Below are 21,654 nucleotides of genomic sequence, written 5' to 3' on the forward strand. Positions count from 1 at the left end.
CTTATCCTTACGCGCCCAGATTGGCCGGCAGCGGCGCTTTCAGCCATTTCTCGGACAGGCCGTTGAGCGTGTTGTCCTTGACGGCTTTTTCAATCAGTTCGTTGATTTTCGCTTTCAGCGCCGGTTCGTCCTTCTTCAGGCCGATGTAACAGGGCGAGTCTTTCAGCATGAATTTCGCCACCGGCGCGTTGGCCGGGTTCTTCTCGGCAATCGCCGCCACGACCAGGTTGCCGGTGGCGATATACTGCACCTGACCGGACAGGTAGGCAGACAGCGTAGTGTTGTTGTCTTCGTAACGCTTGATGTCGGCGGCCTTGGGCGCGATTTCGGTCAGCACCATGTCTTCCACCGCGCCGCGGGTCACGCCGACGGTTTTGCCCTGCAACGCCTCCGGCGCGCCGACATTGGTGTCTTTCGGACCAAATACGCCGAGGAAGAACGGCGCATAGGCGCGGCTGAAATCGATCACTTTTTCACGTTCGGCGTTTTTACCCAGGCTGGAAATCACCAGATCCACCTTGTCGGTTTGCAGATAGGGCACGCGGTTGGCGCTGGTTACCGGCACCAGCTGCAACTTTAGTTTCATCTCACTGGCCAGATAGCGCGCCATGTCGATGTCATAGCCTTGCGGTTGCAAATCGGTGCCGACCGAGCCGAACGGCGGGAAATCCTGCGGCACGGCGACACGCAGCACGCCGCGCTTCTGGATATCCTGCAACTGATCCGCCATCGCCTGTCCGGCCTGAACCATCAACAGCGCTGCGCCAACTACCGCCAAAAAACGTTTTCCGATCTTCATTGCTGTGCCCCCGGTTAAGTTAGTTTGAAACCAAAGATTCTTCAATAAAAATATTGAAACCTTAGTTTCAGAAATAAAAGCAAGATGCATGCCAGATATCACATAGAGACATCACCACTAATAGCAAGGGCAGAGGCAGGTTGCTCCGCGCAAGAAAAGCCATCGTTCAGTGAGCGAATGCGTCCGGACCCGCAGTCCGCAACGCACAATGACAGGGCATAAAAACGGGAAAGAGTTGCACCAAAACAGAACAACCGCACCAGCGAGGCGCGCGTTTATCGCTGTTCCAGTTCGTCGAGTTGCAGGTAAAGGTCGGCAATATCGTGGATGCGCTGACGGCCCTCCGCCAGCATCTGATGCAGCAGCGCGTTGCTGATCAGGTTAACCAGACTCATGGCGCTGGCGTAGCTGTCAAAGGCCGATACGCTGTCCAGCGGCGCGGTCAACGCCCAGGAAGCCAGCGGCGGCAGCGTATGCGCCTGCGGTTCGCACAGCAGCAACACCGGAATCCGCCGGGCGCGCAATTGCTGCAACAGCGGCAGGATCAGGCGCGGACGGCGGCGGAACGCCACCACCGCCACCACATCCCGTTCATCCAGATCCGCCAGCTCTTCCGCCAGTGTCTGGCCGGGTTGCGCCAGCAGCGGCACCTGCGGGCGGATTTGCAGCAATTGTTGACGCAGGTGCAGCGCCACCGGGTAGCTGTTGCGCAGCCCGAGAACACAGACGCGCCGCGCCTGCTGCAACGCGGCGATCAGCGCGCCGAACTGCTGCGGATCGATCTGGTTGACCCACTGCGTCAGGTTAGCCATTTCCTGTTTGTAATGGCGCGCCAGCAGCGTGTTGCCCTGCACCGCGTCCCGGTTATCGGTCAGCGGCATACCGCTCTGGCGCAGGGTGCGCAGCTCATCGCGCATCTCCCGGTAGCTGGGGTAACCGAGGCGGCGGAACAGGCGGCTGACCGTGGCTTTGGACACGCCGCTCAGCCGCGCCAGCTCGGCGCTGTTATAGCTGATCAGGTCATCCAGATGATCGAAGATAAACTCCGCCACCCGCTGTTCCTGCGGCGATAACTCGCTGTACTGACTGCGCAGCCGTTCATCAATCTGTTTCATGCCTGTCTCTGCCATTTTTTGAATCCTGTAACTTTTGTTTCATCCTTTCGGCGCTATGCTGAACATAACATACAAACGTTGGTCGGCAGCAAGCAGAAAAGGTGGAACGGCTTTTGCTTAGCATCGACCACCCTACAGTCCAACAAGAGCCTTATCCCTTATGATGCAAAGCAATATCGCCCCGTCGGGCATGGCGGTCACGCCGCATCATCTTGCCAGCGCCAGCGCGCAGCGCATTTTGCGCGCCGGGGGCAACGCTATCGAAGCGATGGTCGCCGCCGCGGCGGCGATTGCGGTGGTTTACCCGCATATGAACAGCCTGGGCGGCGATGGTTTCTGGCTGATTGTGCCGCCGCAGGGCGCCCCGATTGCCATCGATGCCAGCGGCGCGGCCGGTTCGCTGGCGACCCGCGATCGGTACGCCGGCTCCAGCCGCATTCCACACCGCGGCCCAACGGCGGCGCTGACCGTGGCCGGCACCGTGGGCGGCTGGCAGGAAGCGCTGACGTATGCCGCCGAGCTGGATATTAGCCGCCCGTTGCCGCTCGCCAGCCTGCTGGAAGACGCTATCGGCTATGCCCGCAACGGTATTCCGGTCACCCAGTCGCAGGAAGACGCGCTGATCAGCCGTCATCACGAACTGAGCGATTTCGCCGAATTCTGCCGCGTCTTCATGCCGCAGGGCGTCATCCCGCGCACCGGCAGCCGTTTTACCCAGCCGGATCTGGCCGACACGCTGCAACAACTGGCGCAGGACGGGCTGGACAGCTTTTACCGCGGCGCGCTGGCGGCGCGCATGACGGCACAAATGGCGGAGCTGGGCATGCCGGTCACCGCTGACGATCTGGCGAACTACCGCGCCCGACGCGCCACGCCGCTGGTGCTGAAACACAGCAAAGGCGAGGTGTTCAATCTGGCGCCGCCGACGCAGGGGCTGGTGTCGCTGGCGATTCTGGGCATCACCGACCGACTGGGGATGGAAGACCTTAGCGACAGCCAGACCATACACCGCGTGGTGGAAGCCACCAAGCTGGCTTTCAGGCTGCGCGACAAATACATCACCGACCCGAAACGGATTACGCAGGATATTCAGGCGCTGCTATCCTCCAGCCATCTGGATACGTTGAGCAAGCACGTCGACACCCGCTCCGCCGCGCCCTGGGGGCAAGGCAAGGGTCCGGGCGACACCGTCTGGCTGGGCGTGTGCGATCGCCACGGCCTGTCGGTATCGTTTATCCAGAGCATCTATCACGAATTCGGCAGCGGCATGATATTGCCGGGCACCGGCGTGCTGTGGCAAAACCGCGGCGCCTCCTTCAGTCTGGACCCGGATCATCTGCTGGCGCTGGAACCGGGCAAGCAGCCGTTTCACACCCTTAATCCGGCGGCGGCGCGACTGTCTGACGGACGCACGATGGTGTACGGCTCGATGGGCGGCGACGGCCAGCCGCAGACGCAGGCGGCGTTGTTCATCCGCCACGTGATGCAGGGCGTACCGCTGCAACAGGCGATTACCGCGCCGCGCTGGTTGCTGGGCCGTACCTGGGGCCAGTCTTCCGACACGCTGAAACTGGAAGACCGCTTCACCCCGGCCACCGTCGAGGCGTTGCGCACGCTGGGCCACGACGTGGAACTGCTCACCGGATTTAGCGAAACCGTCGGCCATGCCGGCGCCGTCGTCCGTCATGCCAACGGCATGCTGGAAGGCGCCAGCGACCCGCGCAGCAACGGCAGCGCCGCCGGATTTTAATCTCGCTATCTGGCTAATCTCACACCCCGATAAGGTCTTCGCTCATGGAAAAAAAGGATATCGATCAGGACGCGCTGGCCGCGTACCTGCAACAGATGGAAACCCTGCTGCAACTGGAGCTGGATGATGCCCGTCGTCAGGAACTACAGGTGCAATTCACACGTATCGCCGCGATGGCGCAGCCGCTGATGGCGTTCCCGCTGGACGAGCGTCAGGAAGTGGCGGGAGTGTACCGGCCATGACCCCTGCTCAACTGTCTATCCGCGCGCTACGGGCTGAACTGACGGGCGGTCACCTTTCCGCCATCGACATCGCCCGCGACACGCTGGCGCAAATCGAACGGCGCAATCCGGCGGTCAACGCTTATACCGGCGTCACCGCGCAACGTATGCTGGCGGAAGCCGCCGACATCGACAGCAAACGTCATCAGGGGAAGGCGCTGCCCGCGCTGGCGGCGGTCCCCTACGCGGTAAAAAACCTGTTTGACGTCGCTGGCGAAACCACGCTGGCCGGCGCCAGACTGTTCAGCCAGCGCGCGCCGGCAACGCAGGACGCGTTTGCGGTGCGTCAGTTACAGTCCTGCGGCGCGCTGCTGTCCGGGCTGCTGAATATGGATGCCTACGCCTACGGTTTTACCACCGAAAACAGTCACTACGGCGCCACCCGCAATCCACACGATCTGACCCGTATCGCCGGCGGATCTTCCGGTGGATCGGCGGCGGCGGTGGCGGCTGGGTTGGTGAATTTCTCGCTCGGCAGCGATACCAACGGTTCGATCCGCGTTCCCGCTTCACTGTGTGGGATCTTCGGACTGAAGCCCACCTTCGGCCGGCTGTCGCGCCACGGCACCCAGCCGTTTGTCGGCAGCCTCGATCATATCGGCCCGCTGACGCGCGGCGCTGAAGATCTGGCGCTGGTGTATGACGAGCTGCAAGGATTCGATCCGGCGGATCGATTTCAGGCGATTCAACCGCTGCGCTCGACCGTACCGTCGCTGACGGACGAGACGCCGCTGCGCAGCCGGGTGCTGGGCGGTTACTTCGCGCAATGGTGCGATGAACAGGCCGCCGCCGCGGTACGACAGGTGGCGAATGCGTTAAACGCCGATGATGACGTGGCGCTGGATAATGCCGCTCTGGCGCGTACGGCGGCGTTTATTCTCTCCGCCAGCGAAGGCGGCAACCAGTATCTGCCCGCCCTGCGCGCCACGCCGGATCTGTTTGAACCGCTCTCCCGCGAACGGTTGCTGGCCGGGGCGATGATCCCGGCCGCCTGGTACGTACAGGCGCAGCGTTTCCGCGATCATTTCCGCCGCGACATGCTGGCGCTGTTCGCCGATACCGATCTGCTGATCGCGCCGGCCACGCCATGCCCGGCAACGCTCATCGGTCAGGAAACCATGCGCATCAATCACACCGATTTGCCGATCCGCGCCAGCATGGGGATGCTGACCCAGCCGATTTCGTTCGTCGGCCTGCCGGTGGTGACGGTACCGCTGGCAACCGCCGGCGGGCTGCCGATCGGCGTGCAGTTGATCGCCGCGCCGTGGCGGGAAGATGTCGCGTTGCGCGCCGCCTGGCGTCTGGAACAACAAGGCATTGCCCGGGTTTTACCGCCCGCGTCCCTTCATTCACAAGGAGCTTCCGTATGACACCCGAGATCAATCTGCCTGACGTTCTGGCCGAGATCACTACCGCGTTTTATCGTTATGAAAAGGCGCTTACCGGCAACGACATCGAGGTACTGGACGAGCTGTTCTGGCACGATGAACGCACCGTGCGCTACGGCGCGTCGGAAAACCTGTACGGCATCGAACAGATCCGCGAGTTTCGCGCCGCGCGCCCGTCGGCCGGGCTGGATCGCCGGTTGCAAAACACGGTGATCACCAGCTACGGCCGCGATATGGCGGTCGCCAGCACCGAATTTCGTCGTGAAGGCAGTGAGAAAATCGGCCGCCAGATGCAAACCTGGCTGCGTACCGAACAAGGCTGGCGTATTGTCGCCGCCCACGTCAGCCTGATGGCATAACCCGATACGGCTTATCAGACCGACAGATTGCCGTATCAGGGGTGATGCCTCATCACCCCTGATACGGATGTGCCCGATACCAGTGTTCGGCGATATCCTGACGGCGGCAAACCCACACCCGCTCGTGTCGCTGGATATAATCGAGGAAACGCTGCAACGCCCGGAAACGTCCCGGCCGCCCCAGCAGGCGACAGTGCATGCCGATGGACATCATCTTCGGCGCCTCATCCCCTTCGGCATACAACACGTCAAAGCTATCCTTCAGATAGCTGAAAAACTGCTCGCCGCTGTTGAAACCCTGCGGTGAGGCGAAGCGCATGTCGTTGGCGTCCAGCGTATAGGGAACAATCAGATGCGGCTGTACCCCGCAGTCCGCCCGCCGCACCGGCAGCCAGAATGGCAGATCATCGCCGTAGTAGTCGCTGTCGTACAGGAAACCGCCCTGCTCCAGCACCAGTTGCCGGGTGTGGGGGCTGTCGCGCCCGGTGTACCAGCCAAGCGGCGGCTGGCCGAACAATTCCGTGTGCACCGCGACCGCCTGTTGTAAATGCGCGCGCTCGGCGTCGATATCCATATTCTGGTAGTGAATCCAGCGCCAGCCGTGGCTGACCACGTCATAGTCCGCCGCCCTGATGGCCTCAACCACCGCCGGGTTGCGCGCCAGCGCCATCGCTACGCCGAATACCGTCAGCGGCAGGCCGCGGCGCTGAAATTCCTGATGAATACGCCAGAAACCGGCGCGGGAACCGTACTCATAGAGCGAATCCATCGACATATGCCGCGCCGGGTAGCTGGCCGCGCCGATGATATCGGACAGGAACTGCTCGGAACCGGCGTCGCCGTGCAGCACATGGTTTTCCGCCCCTTCTTCGTAATTGAGCACAAACTGCACCGCGATGCGCGCCTGTCCGGGCCAGCGGGCGTGCGGCGGTTTACCGGCATAGCCGATCAGATCGCGCGGGTAGTCAGGGTCTGAGCCCCATTGCTGAGAGAGTGTCATGGTTTCTTTCCTTATTGTGATGACCGCAACTTGTGGTGACCGCAACGTCGCAATTGTGACGACCGAAACGTCGTACGGCGCCGATTAACGCAAAGCCCCGAAGGCGCCGGTCAACGGCTTGTCCAGCGGATAGTCAAGATCGCCGTGTTTACTGGTGGTTAGCCCCAGCCCGATCAACGACTCCACCATTTTCACCGCCGCGCCCACGCCGTCGATCACCGGAATCCCCAGTTCCTGCGTCAGCGCCTGCGCCAGATCGGCCATGCCGCCGCAGCCAAGCACAATGGCGCCGGATCCATCCTGCCGCTTAGCCTGTATACACATTTCCCGCACCTTGTGCTGCGCCAGCCCCTGACCGTCTTCCAGCGCCAGCACCGGCAGGTCGATGGCGTGCAGCGCGGCGCAGTGATGCTCGAAACCGTAGCGCTGCAACAGATGACGGGCGATGATCAGCGTGCGCGGCAACGTGGTGACGATGGAAAAGCGCGTCGCCACCAGCGTCGCCAGGTGCATCGCCGCTTCGGCGATGCCCACCACCGGCGCACGCGCCAGTTCCCGCGCCGCCAGCAGGCCGGGGTCGCCAAAACAGGCGATGACATGGCCGCTGACGCCCTGCTCGCGGCCCAGCCGAATTTGCTCCAGCACCCCGAGCGTCGCCACCGCTTCGTCGAAATGTCCTTCTATCGACGGCACGCCCTGCGACGGGCATACCGCCAGAATGTCGGTGCCGGGCGCCGCCGCTCGCCGCGCCGCCTCACCGATGGTTTCGGTCATCGCCAGGCTGGTGTTGGGGTTGATCACCTGAATCACGCATTGGCTCATTCGGCTTGCTCCTCTTTACTCCGACCGAACGGCTTCAGATGGCTGAACAACCGCGAGAAATCCGGCGTGGTCGCGCCGTCGCCGTCAAAACGCAGGCTGGCGACGATATCGTCGAAATGTTGCTGCATGGCGCTGGTCAGCGTCGCCAGATCCCGGTTACGCAACAACGCCAGCAGATCGTGATGATCGTGACAGCGACACCCCTGCTGCCAGGGCGCGCCGTAGGCGGCGATCACCAGCGACGATCGCAGCGTCAGTTGCGACACCATGCTGGTCAGCACGCTGTTGCCGGAAATCGCCTGCAACTGGATGTGAAACGCCGCCGACAGACGGATCGCCTCCGGCCCGTTGCGATCCTGATGCGCCTTCTCTTCCGCCGCCATCAGTTTCTCCAGCGCCGCCAGATGCGGCGGCCGGCAGTGCGCGATCACCGCGGGCAGGTTGGCGCACTCCATCAGGCTACGGGTCTGAAAGATCTCACGCGCTTCTTCTACCGTCGGCGTCGCCACCTGTGCACCACGTTTGGGCAACAGCGTGATCATTTGCACCGTCGCCAAACGCTGCAGCACTTTGCGGATCCCGGTACGGCTGACGCCGAACACCTCCGCCAGCGCCTCCTCCGGCAGGCGGGCGCCGGGCAACAATTGATGCTCAACGATCGCGTTTAACAGCGCCTGATAGATAACTTCATCTTTTTGCTCGAAAAATGTCTCTTGTCCAAGACCGTAAATATCGCTCATCGGTTTCTTCCGTCATCACGTTCATCGCCAAATCGTACACACAAAATAAATTTATTGTATACAAAATTCACTGATCTGGCCCAAATCCTGCAACACCCCATTGCCTGATTTTTTCACCTTTATTGTTATCGTCACCAAAAGGAGCAGATTCCATGCCAGAAAACATGACGTCCGCCGGAAACACCCCGGCGCATTACAGTCCGAGACTGTGCAATGAAGATTTGGCCCCGACGCGTGTACAAAGCTGGTCCTGGTACAACATCTTTTCATTCTGGATGTCGGATGTACACAGCATGGGCGGCTACGTGGTGGCGGCCAGCTTCTTTACGCTGGGTCTGGCCAGCTGGCAGGTGCTGTTGTGCCTGCTGGCGGGTATCTGCATCGTGCAACTGTGCGCCAATCTGGTGGCCAAACCCAGCCAGCTCAGCGGCGTACCCTATGCGGTGATTTGCCGTCAGTCCTTCGGCGTGTTCGGCGCCAACATTCCGGCGGTGATCCGCGGGCTGATCGCTTTCGCCTGGTACGGCATCCAGACTTATCTGGCCGCCAACGCGCTGATGCTGGTGCTGTTGAAATTCGTGCCGTCGCTGACGCCGTTGACCACCAGCCACTGGCTCGGTCTGTCGACGCTGGGCTGGTTGTGTTTCGGCGTGATGTGGCTGTTGCAGGCGATGGTGTTCTGGCACGGCATGAGCGCCATTAAGCGCTTTATTGATATCGCCGGCCCGGCGGTCTACGTGGTGATGCTGGCGCTGGCCGGATGGATTGTATACAAAACCGGGTTGGAGAATATCTCTTTCACGCTGGGCAGCAAATCCCTCAGCAGCGGCGAGCAGGTCTGGCAGATGATCACCGCCACGGCGTTGGTGGTGTCCTATTTCTCCGGTCCGTTGCTCAACTTCGGCGATTTCTCCCGTTACGGTAAAAGCATGCAGGAAATCCGTCGCGGCAACCGCTGGGGTTTGCCGTTCAACTTCCTGCTGTTCTCCATCGTGACGGTGGTGATCGTCTCCGGCACCCAGTCGCTGTTCGGCCAGATGATCACCGACCCGATAGAAACCGTCAGCCGCGTCGGCAACAGCGTGGCGGTGGCATTGGGTCTGCTGACCATGATCGTCGCCACCATCGGCATCAACATCGTCGCCAACTTCGTCTCTCCGGCGTTCGACTTTTCCAACTGTGCGCCGCAGCGCATCAGTTTCCGTACCGGCGGGATGATCGCCGCGGTCGGCTCGGTGCTGCTGACTCCCTGGAACCTGTTCAACTCGCCGGAACTGATCCACTACACGCTCGACGTGCTGGGCGCGTTTATCGGCCCGCTGTTCGGCATCCTGCTGGCGGATTTCTACCTGATCAAAGGCGGCAAGATCGACGTAGACGCGCTGTTCAACGACACCCCCAGCGGGCGTTACTGGTATCGCAACGGCATCAACCCGAACGCGGTGCTGGCGCTGTTGCCCTCGGTGGCTATCGGGCTGGTGATAAGCTTTGTGCCGGCCTGGCATGAGGTCGCCAATTTCAGTTGGTTTATCGGCGTGGCGCTGGGCGCCGGCAGCTACCGTTATCTGGCGCGCCGCGAAAAGGCCGTCACGCCGGCCGCCAGCAACATGTCTGGTTTCGTGTTGGGTAAAGAATAAATCACACCGGGATCGCGGCACGGCGTCGCGATCCGTCTTTGCTTCTTTCCATATGCCCGTATGCCCTGTTTTCGAGCCCGCACCGGATTCGGCTGTGCCATCGCGGTGCGTTCTTCGCCTGCCAGAGCGGGCACGCCTGACCATAAAACAAGCCAAAACAGCACATTAGAAAACTGGCATAAGGTTTGAATGTTGCATTCCATCTTGTATACCAACTGGAATGCATTTCATGACATCGCAGACTGTTTATACCGGCTTCACGTTGCCTCAGTGGCAGCGCCACCACCAGCAGCACCCGGACCATCTGACTGAACCCCTGTTGACCGTCTGGAGATCGCTGCGCGCTGACGACCCGGCGTGGATTTATCTGCCCGACGAAGCCCGGCTGCATGAGCAAATCGCCCACCTGCTCAGCCTGCCAGACGCCCAACGCCTGCCGCTTTACGGCATTCCGTTTGCGGTCAAAGACAATATTGATGTCGCCGGCTGGCCCACCAGCGCCGCCTGTCCGGCGTTTACTTACACCGCGGCACAAGACGCCACGGTGGTCGCACGACTGAAAGCCGCCGGCGCCATCGTGCTCGGCAAAACCAATCTTGACCAGTTCGCCACCGGGTTGGTGGGCACCCGCTCACCGTTTGGCGCGGTTCCCAACAGCGTTAATCCGCAGTACGTCAGCGGCGGCTCCAGCTCCGGTTCCGCCTCGGTAGTCGCACGCGGGCTGGTGCCGTTCGCGTTGGGCACCGACACGGCTGGCTCCGGCCGCGTTCCGGCCGGATTCAACAATATCGTCGGTCTGAAACCCAGCAAAGGCTGGCTGTCGACGCAGGGAGTCGTGCCCGCCTGCCGTCTGAACGATTGCGTGTCGGTGTTCGCACTGACGGTGCCCGATGCCTGGCTCGTCGCTACGCAGGCCGGCGGCTATGACGAAGGCGACGCCTATTCGCGTCATCATCCCCGCACCACGCCGGCGGCGATGTCGGCCCGGTTACGGCTAGCGGTGCCGCATCCGCTGGAATTCTTTGGCGATCGGCAGGCGGAGCAGGCGTTTCAGCAGGCACTGTCGCACTTGCGGTCAATGGGCGCGACGCTGGAACCGCTGGATTTCAGTCCGTTCGAACAGCTGGCGCGTCAATTATATGAAGGGCCGTGGGTAGCGGAACGCACCGTCGCGGTCGGCGACCTGCTGCACCAACAGCCGGAAGCGATGGACCCGACCGTACGCGGCATCATCGCCAAAGGCGCCGATTACAGCGCCTGCGAGGTGTTTGAAGCGGAATACCTGCGAGCGGAACTGGCCCGACAAATTGCCGCCCGGTTAAGCGGGTTTGACGCGCTGGTGGTGCCCACCGCGCCAACCATTCATACGCTGGAAGAGATGAAACAACAGCCGGTGGCCTACAACTCGCAATTCGGCTTCTACACCAACTTCACCAATCTGGCGGATTTGTGCGGACTGGCGCTGCCGGCGCCGTTTCGCGATGATGGCCTGCCCGCCGGCATCACGCTGATTGCGCCGGCCTGGCACGACGCCGCGCTGGCGGCGTTCGGTCAACGTTGGCAGTCAGTCTCGGCGCTGCCGCTGGGCGCTACCGGCAATACTCTGCCGCCGATTCCGCCGCAGGACACAGCCTCTCCCCATCATGTGCGACTCGCCGTAGTAGGCGCTCACTTAAGCGGTATGCCGCTCAATTTTCAGTTGCTGACCCGCAACGCCGTCAAAGTGGAAGAAACCGTCACATCAGCCGACTACCGCCTGTACGCGCTGGCGAACACTCAGCCGCCCAAGCCAGGACTGGTCAAAACCGGTCAGGGACAGCCGATTACGGTGGAGCTGTGGGATGTCCCGCTGGCGCGCTTCGGCGAGTTGGTGGCGGAAGTCCCGGCGCCGCTCGGCATCGGCACGCTGGCGCTGGCGGATGGCCGTCAGGTCAAAGGTTTTATCTGTGAACCGGCGGCGCTTAACGGCGCGCGGGACATTACCGAATTCGGCGGTTGGCGCGCCTTTGTAACCCAACGTTCGCCAGCCTGACAACGGGAGGAAACAGGATGCAATTCTCTGCGCCCGACGACCGGAACGCACGTCATAAAAGCAAACCACCGGTCCTGGCGGAACAGGTTTACCAACGGCTCAAGCAGGATATTTTCGATTTTCGGTTGCTGCCGGGAGATCGCTTTACCGAAAACGAACTGGCGGAACGCCTGTCGGTCAGCCGCACGCCGATCCGTCAGGCGCTGTTCCGGCTGGAAACCGAAGGGTTTGTGAGCGTGTACTATCGCAGCGGCTGGCAGGTCAAACCGTTCGATTTCGCTTACTTCGAGGAACTGTATGACCTGCGCATCGTACTGGAGCGGGAAGCGGTGCAGCGGCTGTGCCTGCTGTCGCCTGACGCCTGCGCCGCGCTGCTCCAGCCGTTGCATCAGTACTGGATAGACGACCCGCGGCAGGATGACGGCCAGCAGGTTTCCCGGCAGGATGAAGCCTTTCACCTGGCGCTGGTCGCGGCCGCCGGCAATCGGGAAATGGCGCGCGTGCACCGGGACGTCACCGAAAAAATCCGCATTATCCGTCGGCTGGATTTCACCCGTCAGGATCGCATTCAGGCCACTTATCAGGAACACGCCGCCATCCTGCAAGCCATCCTTGCCCAGAATAGCGAGCAAGCCTGCCGGTTGCTTGCCGAACATATCGCCGGCAGCAAAGCCGAGGTTCGCAACATTACTCTGCATCTGTTGCAACAAGCCAGAAATCAGGCCAACGATTGACATCGATACTGCCGGCCGAACCCGGCAGTATTTTCAGGTTGCATTCGCCATGATTCGCGCCGCTGGCGCGTTGTCAGCCCCTGTTCATCCCCGTCGCTGACCGACGTAAGCCACCGGGGATTCACTCGGTTGCCGCCGTTGTGTCCGCCTCCATTATTTCGGGGATAAACACTCGGAATCATCCGATTATTTCATCGAGATATTGCGGCATATCACACCGCATTATCCACGCCAAAAACCCCGCTCAATCCAGACTATTTACCAGCGTCATAACTCATTTCAATACGACCAATCAAGCCATAGGTTTTCCATTTCAACCACCGACACAATCCGTTCAATCAATATGGATTTCTCATTAAATTACATTATTATTTCACTCATATCTCACCTTACAAACCCCATTGTTTTCCTGATGAAATCCCTTTTCAAAAACTCAATTCAACGCCAGACAACAAAAACAACAACACCATGAATTAAAAACAAAAATAAACAATTTTACGCATAGAAAATTTCTCTTTCACTTTTCACCAAGAAAGAATTAATTCAAACAAATATTGCCACCCACGCTCCAAAAATAGGACATCAATCCTCATCAAAGGGTTGTCAGAGCGTCGGTTTATGGTAGGGTATAAAAAGTTTCACCCACCATAAGGCAGCGAGAAAAAACAATTAAACCATACAGGAACCCCCTAATTACATGGCAATTAAACTTGAAGTAACACATCTGTATAAAATATTTGGCGAGCATCCCGATAGGGCATTCAGGCTCCTGGAACAGGGGCTGAATAAGGATCAGATTTTTGAGAAAACCGGTCTGACGGTGGGGGTAAAAGACACCAGTCTGGCCATTGAAGAAGGCGAGATTTTTGTGATCATGGGATTGTCCGGTTCCGGTAAATCCACGCTGGTACGCCTTCTCAATCGCCTGATAGAACCCACCCGAGGTCAGGTGCTGATCGACGGCGAGGATATCTCTCGCCTGCCGGACGGCGCGCTGCGTGCGATTCGCCGTAAGAAGATCAGCATGGTGTTTCAGTCTTTCGCGCTGATGCCTCACCTGAATATTCTCGACAACACCGCGTTCGGCATGGATCTGGCCGGGGTGCCCCGCGTGGAACGCGAGCAGAAAGCGCAGAGCGCCTTGCAGCAGGTCGGCCTGGAGGCGTACGCCAACGCCTACCCGGACGAACTCTCCGGCGGGATGCGCCAGCGTGTCGGCCTGGCCCGCGCGCTGGCCAACGATCCCGATATCCTGCTGATGGATGAAGCGTTTTCGGCGCTCGACCCGTTGATCCGCACCGAGATGCAGGATGAGTTGATCAAGCTGCAGGCGCGCCAGCAACGCACCATCGTGTTCATTTCGCACGATCTGGACGAAGCGATGCGCATCGGCGATCGCATCGCCATCATGCACAGCGGCGAGGTGATTCAGGTCGGCACGCCGGATGAGATTCTCAATAACCCGGCTAACGACTATGTGCGCACTTTCTTCCGCGGCGTGGATATCAGCCACGTATTCAGCGCCAAAGACATCGCCCGCCGCCGTCCGGTCGCGGTGATCCGCAAAACGCCGGGCGTTGGCCCGCGATCCGCGCTCAAGATCCTGCAAGAGGAGGATCGCGAGTACGGGTATGTGCTGGAACGGGGGCGCAAGTTCATCGGCGTAGTCTCCATCGACTCCCTCAAACAGGCGCTGCGCGAGCAGCAACCGCTGGAGCAGGCATTATTGCCCGCCCCGACGCCGGTCCCCGCGGAGATGTCGCTCAACGAGCTGATATCCCAGGTGGCGCAAGCCCCCTGCGCGGTACCTGTTGTGGACGAAAACCATGAATATCTCGGCATTATCTCCAAAGGGATGCTGCTGCAGGCGCTGGATAAGGAGAGTACGCTGAATGACTGACACCACACCAAACCCGTGGGACGAAACCCAAACGCCGGACTCGGCGACCCACGCCGGCCACAGCCACGCCGCCGCAACACCAGGCGGGCACGCCGCTACGGCTGGCTCCTCGGGTACTCCGGCGCAGGCCGACCCCTGGGCGGCGTCATCAGCGCCGGCAGGCAACGCCACGCCGACGGATAACGCCGCCGACGCCTGGAGCAATGCGCCGCCGCCCGCCGCCAGCGATGTACACCAGAGCGGCAGCGACTGGCTGAACAGCGCGCCGGCGCCGGCGCAGGAACACATCAACCTGATGGATCCGTTTCGCCATACGCTGGTGCCGCTCGACCGCTGGGTGACCGAAGGCATCGACTGGCTGGTACTGCATTTTCGCCCGCTGTTTCAGGGCATCCGCGTACCGGTCGACGTGATCCTCACCAGCTTTCAGCAACTGCTGACCGGCCTGCCCGCGCCGATCGCCATTCTGGTGTTCTCGCTGCTGGCCTGGCAGGTGTCCAGTTTCGGCATGGGCGTGGCGACACTGCTGTCGCTCGTCGCCATCGGCGCCATCGGCGCCTGGTCGCAGGCAATGGTCACGCTGGCGCTGGTGCTGACCGCACTGTTCTTCTGCGTGATCATCGGCCTGCCGCTGGGGATCTGGCTGGCGCACAGCGAGCGCGCGGCCCGTATCGTGCGCCCGCTGCTGGACGCCATGCAGACTACGCCGGCCTTCGTCTATCTGGTGCCGATCGTGATGCTATTCGGCATCGGTAACGTGCCGGGCGTGGTGGTGACCATCATTTTCGCCCTGCCGCCGATTGTTCGCCTGACCATCCTCGGCATCCGTCAGGTGCCGGCGGACCTGGTGGAAGCGGCGCAGTCTTTTGGCGCCAGCCCGCGCCAGATGCTGTTCAAGGTGCAGTTGCCGCTGGCGATGCCGACCATCATGGCCGGCATCAACCAGACGCTGATGCTGGCGCTGTCGATGGTGGTAATCGCCTCGATGATCGCCGTCGGCGGGCTGGGACAGATGGTGCTGCGCGGCATCGGCCGTCTCGACATGGGGCTGGCGTCCATCGGCGGGGTCGGCATCGTAATTCTGGCCATTATTCTGGATCGTTTGACCCAGTCGCTGGGGCGCGACGCCCGCAGCCGCGGCAACCGTCACTGGTACCACCACGGCCCGCTGGGACTGCTGGTTCGCCCCTTCATCAAATCCCGGGCCTGACCCCGCCCGGACCGCACCACCTGACCCTGCGGCCGGCGCCGGCTGGCCGCACTCTCCGACACAGGTGTCTGTGCGTCGTTCACGACTGCTTATTGAATAAGACAATATGAGGACTATCCGTATGCGTAACATCAGCATGGCAACGCTTGCCCTGACTACCGTACTCAGTACCAGCCTGTTTGCCGCCGACGACCTTCCCGGCAAAGGCATCACCGTCAAACCGGTGCAAAGCACCATTTCCGAAGAAACCTTCCAGACCCTGCTGGTCAGCAAAGCGCTGGAAAAACTGGGGTATACCGTCGATAAGCCCAGCGAAGTGGACTACAACGTCGGTTACACCTCGATTGCCGCCGGTGACGCCACCTTTACCGCCGTCAACTGGCAACCGCTGCACGACGACATGTATCAGGCTGCCGGCGGCGATAGCAAATTCTACCGTCAGGGCGTCTACGTTTCGGGCGCGGCGCAGGGGTATTTGATCGACAAGAAAACCGCCGATCAGTACCACATCACCCGTCTGGATCAGCTTAAGGATCCGAAGCTGGCGAAACTGTTTGATACCAACGGCGACGGCAAGGCGGACCTGACCGGCTGTAACCCCGGCTGGGGCTGCGACAGCGTCATCAATCACCAGATTCAGGCTTATGGGCTGAGCGACGCCGTCAACCACAATCAGGGCAACTACGCGGCGCTGATCGCCGATACCATTACCCGCTACAAGCAGGGCAAACCGATCCTGTACTTCACCTGGACGCCATACTGGGTGAGCGACGTCCTGGTGCCGGGGCGTGACGTGGTATGGCTGCAGGTGCCGTTCTCCTCGCTGCCCGGCAAGCAGAAAGGCACCGACACCAAACTGCCTAACGGCGCTAACTACGGTTTCCCGGTCAACACGATGCGCATCGTCGCCAACAAGGAGTGGGCGGAGAAAAACCCGGCCGCGGCCGCTCTGTTCGCCACCATGAAACTGCCGTTGGCGGACATCAACGCCCAGAACCTGCGCATGCATCAGGGGGAAGCGTCTCAGGAAGCTATCGAGCGCCACGTCAACGGCTGGATCAAAGCGCATCAGGCGCAGTTTGACGGCTGGATTAATTCCGCCCGCGCGGCGGCAAAGTAAGTCGTTACGCCAGTCATCCAGAGGATGCCCGCAAGGGTATCCTCTATTTCTTCCCTGCCGTTTCGGATCGACTTCGCTCTCCCTTCGCCGTTTTCCATTTTTATCGGTTTTCGCCTGATCGGTTTTTACCGCCCCGAAAGTAAACGCTTACCCTTTGCCGAAAGCGGAGAATAATAGGCTTCTGCCGGTCTGGTTGATAAAACTCCTGATTATTTTCAGGGAAATTTATAAGATAAATTGCTGGATTCTCCGGCGTGACTGTTCAATACTAAATTAATAAATCCGATTTAACATTAAGTTAACATTTCTCGCATGTCTGCATCTACCACCACCTCCGCCGGCCTGAGCCCGGCACTGACGCTGTTGATGTCCGCCGCCACCGGGTTGGCGGTAGCCAGTAACTATTACGCCCAGCCGTTGCTGGACGCCATCGCTCAGGCATTCAGCCTGTCGGTCAATCAGGCCGGTTTTATCGTCACTGCCGCCCAGTTGGGTTATGCCTGCGGCCTGATGTTTCTGGTGCCGTTGGGCGATCGCTTCGAGCGCCGCGGTTTGATTGTCGGGATGACTCTGCTGGCGGCAGGCGGCATGCTGATTACCGCCTCCGCCCCTTCGCTGTGGTTGATGGTGGCCGGCACCGCCATTACCGGCCTGTTCTCGGTCGTGGCGCAGATTCTGGTGCCGCTGGCCGCCACGCTGGCCTCGCCGGAGAGCCGCGGCAAGGTCGTCGGTACGATCATGAGCGGCCTGCTGCTGGGGATCCTGCTGGCCCGAACGCTGGCCGGCGCGCTGGCGTCGCTGGGGGACTGGCGCACGGTGTACTGGGTCGCCAGCCTGCTGATGACGGGAATGGCGTTGCTGATGTGGCGCGCGCTGCCGCGTTATCACCCGTCAACCGACCTTAACTATCCACAGTTACTGATCTCCATCTTCCAGTTATTCGGCAGTTCCCGCCCACTGCGCACCCGCGCGCTACTGGGTGCGCTCTCTTTCTCCAATTTCAGCATCATGTGGACATCGATGGCGTTCCTGCTCTCCGCTCCCCCTTACCACTACAGCGAGGGCGTGATCGGGTTATTCGGTCTGGCGGGGGCCGCCGGCGCGTTGTCCGCCAGCCGGGCCGGCCGTCTGGTGGATCAGGGCAAAGCCAAACTCTCCACCACCGTGGGGTTGTTGCTGCTGGCGCTGTCATGGCTGCCGATCGCCGCCGGCGTCAGCGCCATCGCGCCGTTGCTGATCGGCATTGTGGCGCTGGATATGGCGGTTCAGGGAGTGCATGTCACCAATCAGAGCGCGATTTACCGTATGTTGCCGGACGCGCGCAACCGTCTGACCGCCGGTTACATGACCAGCTATTTTATCGGCGGCGCCTTAGGCTCGCTGATTTCCGCCTACGCTTATCAGCATTTTGGCTGGCTGGGGGTATCGGGAGCCGGAGGCGCGCTAAGTCTGCTGGCGCTGCTGGTGTGGTGGCAAAACCATCATCATGAATCCTCGCAGCCGGAGACGCACGGATGACGTCCCGCCGCCGCCCAATTGACGGCAAAGCGCTATCGCTGACGGCGGTTTGCGCCTATGATGTTGTTTTTTCGACCAGTATGTTTTTTCAACCCGTGGATGAGCCCAGACACCGTGAATTCCGTTTCTTCCAGCCAGACTGATGCCCGCACGACGGCCGACGCCTCGTTTGCCAGCGGTCTGTTTGACAGCCTGCCGATTGTCATCGGTTACGTGCCGGTGGCGTTCGCCTTTGGCCTGAACGCCGTCAAGCTGGGTTTCACGCCGCTGGAAGCCATTTTTCTTTCCTGCATCATTTACGCCGGCGCCAGCCAGTTCGTCATTACCGCGCTACTGAGCGCGGGCGCGTCTATCTGGGTGGCGGCGTTAACCGTGATGGCGATGGACGTCCGCCATGTGTTGTACGGCCCCTCGCTGCGCCGCCGTATTATGCAGCGACTGCCGACCGGCAAAACCGCCTGGTGGGCATTCGGACTGACTGATGAGGTATTCGCCGCCGCGACGGCGCGGCTGTCGCGGGATAACCGGCGCTGGAGCGAGTCCTGGATGCTGGGGGTGGCGTTGAGCGCCTGGCTGTCGTGGGTCGCCGGCACCGTGCTCGGCGCGGTATTCGGCAATGGCCCGCTGGAAGGTTACCCCGCGGTCGAAGCCGCACTGGCGTTTATGCTGCCGGCGCTGTTTCTGAGTTTCCTGCTCGCGTCCTTCAAACGCCGTCAGAGTCTGGTGGTAGCCGCCGCGCTGGGCGGCGCCTGCCTGGGGCTGCTGGTATCGTCCATTCCCGCCGCCATCCTGATCGGCATCGGCGGCGGTTGTCTGGCATCGCTGTATCAACCGGCATCAGTAAAGGGAGAAACGCGATGAATACTTCAGTAGTATTGATTGGTTTACTGGTGGGAACAGTTAACTTTCTGTTCCGATACCTGCCGCTGCGGCTGGGCGCCGACCGGGCGTCCGGTAACCTGCGTCGGGGCAGAACCGCCCTGCTGCTCGACAGTATCGGCATTGCTTCCATTTGCGCTCTGCTGGTGGTGTCCGCTCTGCCGGATATCATGCAGCACACAGAAAGACTGTTGCCAACGCTGGCTGGGTTCGCCCTGCTGACGCTTTGTTTTTACAAAACCCGCAGTATCGTACTGTCGACGCTGCTGGGCGCGCTGTGCTACGGCATAGTGTTTAAATGGTTTCAGACAATGGCCTGAATATAACTGGCTAACGTCACTCGCACAGCCCAAAGACAATAAACGGCAACAGACCGTACCACCGATACATGTTTCGACCAGTGACAAAATAAGCACTAATCGACAAGTTTCTCGCATTTACCTAATTAGTAACATTCGTTACTATACGGGTCGTGATTAATAAGGTTGACATCTATGGAAAGTTCATTCGCCCCAATTGAAGACATGCTGCGTATGCGGGCTTCACGCCGCCCGGATTTCCCTTATCGTGAAGTCCTGCTGCTACGTTTGTTCCTGCATATGCAAACCAAGATACTGGAACACCGCAACCGTATGCTGAAAGAACAGGACATCAATGAAACCCTGTTCATGGCGCTGCTTACGCTCGAATCGCAGGAAAACTATTGCATTCAGCCTTCCGAACTAAGCGCCGCACTCGGTTCCTCGCGTACCAACGCCACCCGCATCGCGGATGAACTGGAAAAACGCGGCTGGATCGAACGGCGCGAAAGCGACAGCGACCGCCGCTGTCTGTATCTGTACATGACCGAGAAAGGTAAAGCCTTTCTGGACGAACTGCTGCCGCCTCAGCACCGAAGCCTGAATATTCTCTGCTCCGCCCTTGAAGACAGTGAAAGAGATCAGTTGGAAGTGCTGATGCGCAAGCTGTTACAGCGTCTTGATGAAATGGATCAGGACGGCATTTAACGCCCGTCGCCATTCCTGACAGAGACCATCACCATCGTTGCCTGCAAACCTCAATGGTTTGCAGGAGATGCTGTTTTTTTTTAAAAAAAAACCGTCACCGCACGATACCGCCATGAAAGGCAATCAAAGGCCATGAAAGGCCGAGAAAAAAGAAATTTAACTGGGAGAGAACCATGAGCGCCAACGTGGAAAAGCAGACTCCACCAACTATGCCATCGAAGTCCAGAAAATCGCGTAAAGGAATTCTCACGCTGCTGATGATTCTGTTTTTCTTTATTGGCTGTGTGTGGTTTGCCTACTGGTATCTGGTGTTGCGGCACCATCAGGAAACCGATGATGCCTACGTCGCAGGCAACCAGATTCAAATTATGTCGCAGGTCAACGGCAGCGTCGCCCGCGTCAACGTCGACAACACCGACTTCGTTAAAAAAGGCGACGTACTGGTGGAGCTTGACCCGACCGACGCCGAGCAGGCGTTTGAGCGGTCGAAAACCACGCTGGCCAACAGCGTGCGTCAGGTTCATCAGCAGATGATCAACGTCCGCCAGTACAAAGCCAACATCGACCTGCAACAGATCGCGCTGGACAAAGCCATCAGCGACCTGAACCGCCGTGAAGCGCTGGGACGGGCCAATGCTATCGGCCGGGAAGACCTGCAACATGCGCGTGACCAGGTCGCCAGCGCCAGAGCGTCGCTGGAAGCGGCTAAACAGCAGTATGCCGCCACTCAGGCGCTGGTGTTGAATACCCCATTAGAGCAGCAGCCCGCCATTGCGCAGGCCGCCACTGACCTGCGCAATGCCTGGCTGGCGCTCAAACGTACCCATATCGTCAGCCCGGTGGATGGTTATGTCTCCCGCCGCAGCGTGCAACTGGGCGCGCGCGTCACCCCGTCTTCCGCTCTGATGGCGGTAGTACCGGCCGCTCCGCTGTGGGTCGACGCCAACTTTAAGGAAACGCAACTGGCCAACATGCGCATCGGCCAGCCGGCGACCATCGTCAGCGACCTGTATGGCGATAGCGTGGTGTACAAAGGCAAAGTGGTGGGCCTGGACATGGGGACCGGCAGCGCGTTCTCGTTGCTGCCGGCCCAGAACGCCACCGGTAACTGGATCAAGGTAGTACAGCGCCTGCCGGTGCGAATCGAGCTGGATCCGAAGCAACTGGCCGACTACCCACTGCGCATCGGCTTGTCGACGCTGGTTAAAGTGGATACCGCTAATACCGACGGCAAGGTGCTGTCCGATGCGTCCCGCGCGACACCGGCCTACCAGAGTGATGCACTGGATCTGGATCTGACGCCGGTCAACCAGATGATCGACCAGATCGTCGGCGCCAACGCTGGCTGACCCCAGAGGAGAGC

Annotated in this window: 20 protein-coding genes; 15 read left to right on the forward strand and 5 right to left on the reverse strand. The window is 60.3% G+C overall.

Annotated elements, in window-relative coordinates:
* Positions 1-7: 7 nt before the first annotated feature.
* Positions 8-799: a transporter substrate-binding domain-containing protein gene (locus tag DXX3274_RS17430; RefSeq protein WP_084478823.1), complete on the reverse strand. Its 792-nt coding sequence runs from the start codon at positions 797-799 to the stop codon at positions 8-10.
* Positions 800-1,074: 275 nt separating this feature from the next.
* On the reverse strand, positions 1,075-1,914 hold the full coding sequence (locus DXX3274_RS17435; RefSeq protein WP_042860846.1) for a MurR/RpiR family transcriptional regulator: 840 nt from the start codon (positions 1,912-1,914) through the stop codon (positions 1,075-1,077).
* 160 nt (positions 1,915-2,074) lie between these two features.
* On the opposite strand from DXX3274_RS17435, the gene DXX3274_RS17440 reads away from it, so the two are divergent.
* From DXX3274_RS17440 to hpxZ, 4 genes are read left to right on the forward strand one after another with little or no spacing between them, the layout of a single operon-like run.
* Positions 2,075-3,664 (forward strand): gamma-glutamyltransferase family protein, encoded by a 1,590-nt coding sequence (locus DXX3274_RS17440; RefSeq protein WP_042860847.1) that lies wholly within the window; start codon positions 2,075-2,077, stop codon positions 3,662-3,664.
* A 44-nt stretch (positions 3,665-3,708) separates the two neighbouring features.
* A complete protein-coding gene (hpxX, locus tag DXX3274_RS17445; RefSeq protein ID WP_038666285.1) occupies positions 3,709-3,906 on the forward strand; it encodes an oxalurate catabolism protein HpxX in 198 nt (65 codons plus the stop codon).
* The gene (locus DXX3274_RS17450; RefSeq protein WP_042860848.1) at positions 3,903-5,315 is read left to right on the forward strand and encodes an AtzE family amidohydrolase; all 1,413 of its coding nucleotides are present in this window, start codon (positions 3,903-3,905) and stop codon (positions 5,313-5,315) included. The genes hpxX and DXX3274_RS17450 overlap by 4 nt, the downstream gene beginning before the upstream one ends.
* Positions 5,312-5,692 carry an oxalurate catabolism protein HpxZ gene (hpxZ, locus tag DXX3274_RS17455; protein ID WP_042860849.1) on the forward strand — a complete coding sequence of 127 codons (381 nt, stop codon included), beginning with the start codon at positions 5,312-5,314 and terminating at the stop codon, positions 5,690-5,692. The genes DXX3274_RS17450 and hpxZ overlap by 4 nt, the downstream gene beginning before the upstream one ends.
* Before the next feature lie 52 nt (positions 5,693-5,744).
* Here hpxZ and puuE read toward each other — a convergent pair whose 3' ends face one another.
* The 3 genes from puuE to DXX3274_RS17470 form a co-directional block, all read right to left on the reverse strand.
* Complete coding sequence (gene puuE / locus DXX3274_RS17460) at positions 5,745-6,692, reverse strand: allantoinase PuuE (RefSeq protein WP_042860850.1); 948 nt, start codon at positions 6,690-6,692, stop codon at positions 5,745-5,747.
* Between the two features lie 84 nt (positions 6,693-6,776).
* Positions 6,777-7,514: an allantoin racemase gene (gene hpxA / locus DXX3274_RS17465; protein WP_042860851.1), complete on the reverse strand. Its 738-nt coding sequence runs from the start codon at positions 7,512-7,514 to the stop codon at positions 6,777-6,779.
* Positions 7,511-8,254 (reverse strand): GntR family transcriptional regulator, encoded by a 744-nt coding sequence (locus tag DXX3274_RS17470; RefSeq protein ID WP_042860852.1) that lies wholly within the window; start codon positions 8,252-8,254, stop codon positions 7,511-7,513. The genes hpxA and DXX3274_RS17470 overlap by 4 nt, the downstream gene beginning before the upstream one ends.
* Before the next feature lie 152 nt (positions 8,255-8,406).
* Here DXX3274_RS17470 and DXX3274_RS17475 point away from each other — a divergent pair, with 152 nt between their 5' ends.
* The 11 genes from DXX3274_RS17475 (at position 8,407) to emrA (ending at position 21,640) form a co-directional block, all read left to right on the forward strand.
* The gene (locus tag DXX3274_RS17475) at positions 8,407-9,891 is read left to right on the forward strand and encodes an NCS1 family nucleobase:cation symporter-1 (protein ID WP_042860853.1); all 1,485 of its coding nucleotides are present in this window, start codon (positions 8,407-8,409) and stop codon (positions 9,889-9,891) included.
* Between the two features lie 229 nt (positions 9,892-10,120).
* The gene (gene atzF / locus DXX3274_RS17480; protein ID WP_042860854.1) at positions 10,121-11,923 is read left to right on the forward strand and encodes an allophanate hydrolase; all 1,803 of its coding nucleotides are present in this window, start codon (positions 10,121-10,123) and stop codon (positions 11,921-11,923) included.
* A 17-nt stretch (positions 11,924-11,940) separates the two neighbouring features.
* Positions 11,941-12,657, forward strand: a complete 717-nt coding sequence (locus DXX3274_RS17485; protein ID WP_042860855.1) for a GntR family transcriptional regulator — start codon at positions 11,941-11,943, stop codon at positions 12,655-12,657.
* Positions 12,658-13,354: 697 nt separating this feature from the next.
* Positions 13,355-14,557 (forward strand): glycine betaine/L-proline ABC transporter ATP-binding protein ProV, encoded by a 1,203-nt coding sequence (gene proV, locus DXX3274_RS17490; protein WP_042860856.1) that lies wholly within the window; start codon positions 13,355-13,357, stop codon positions 14,555-14,557.
* Positions 14,550-15,767: a glycine betaine/L-proline ABC transporter permease ProW gene (gene proW / locus DXX3274_RS17495; RefSeq protein ID WP_042860857.1), complete on the forward strand. Its 1,218-nt coding sequence runs from the start codon at positions 14,550-14,552 to the stop codon at positions 15,765-15,767. Before proV ends, proW begins: the two co-directional genes overlap by 8 nt.
* A gap of 121 nt (positions 15,768-15,888) precedes the next feature.
* The gene (gene proX, locus DXX3274_RS17500) at positions 15,889-16,887 is read left to right on the forward strand and encodes a glycine betaine/L-proline ABC transporter substrate-binding protein ProX (protein ID WP_042860858.1); all 999 of its coding nucleotides are present in this window, start codon (positions 15,889-15,891) and stop codon (positions 16,885-16,887) included.
* Between the two features lie 312 nt (positions 16,888-17,199).
* A complete protein-coding gene (locus DXX3274_RS17505; protein ID WP_042860859.1) occupies positions 17,200-18,405 on the forward strand; it encodes an MFS transporter in 1,206 nt (401 codons plus the stop codon).
* Positions 18,406-18,504: 99 nt separating this feature from the next.
* Positions 18,505-19,266 (forward strand): AzlC family ABC transporter permease, encoded by a 762-nt coding sequence (locus tag DXX3274_RS17510; protein ID WP_042862196.1) that lies wholly within the window; start codon positions 18,505-18,507, stop codon positions 19,264-19,266.
* Positions 19,263-19,604 (forward strand): L-valine transporter subunit YgaH, encoded by a 342-nt coding sequence (ygaH, locus tag DXX3274_RS17515; protein ID WP_042860860.1) that lies wholly within the window; start codon positions 19,263-19,265, stop codon positions 19,602-19,604. The genes DXX3274_RS17510 and ygaH overlap by 4 nt, the downstream gene beginning before the upstream one ends.
* Before the next feature lie 174 nt (positions 19,605-19,778).
* The gene (mprA, locus tag DXX3274_RS17520) at positions 19,779-20,291 is read left to right on the forward strand and encodes a transcriptional repressor MprA (protein ID WP_013319204.1); all 513 of its coding nucleotides are present in this window, start codon (positions 19,779-19,781) and stop codon (positions 20,289-20,291) included.
* Between the two features lie 173 nt (positions 20,292-20,464).
* Complete coding sequence (gene emrA, locus DXX3274_RS17525; protein WP_042860861.1) at positions 20,465-21,640, forward strand: multidrug efflux MFS transporter periplasmic adaptor subunit EmrA; 1,176 nt, start codon at positions 20,465-20,467, stop codon at positions 21,638-21,640.
* Positions 21,641-21,654: the final 14 nt, after the last annotated feature.

The sequence above is a fragment of the Dickeya sp. NCPPB 3274 genome (assembly GCF_000406205.1).
Classification (GTDB): Bacteria; Pseudomonadota; Gammaproteobacteria; order Enterobacterales; family Enterobacteriaceae; genus Dickeya; species Dickeya fangzhongdai.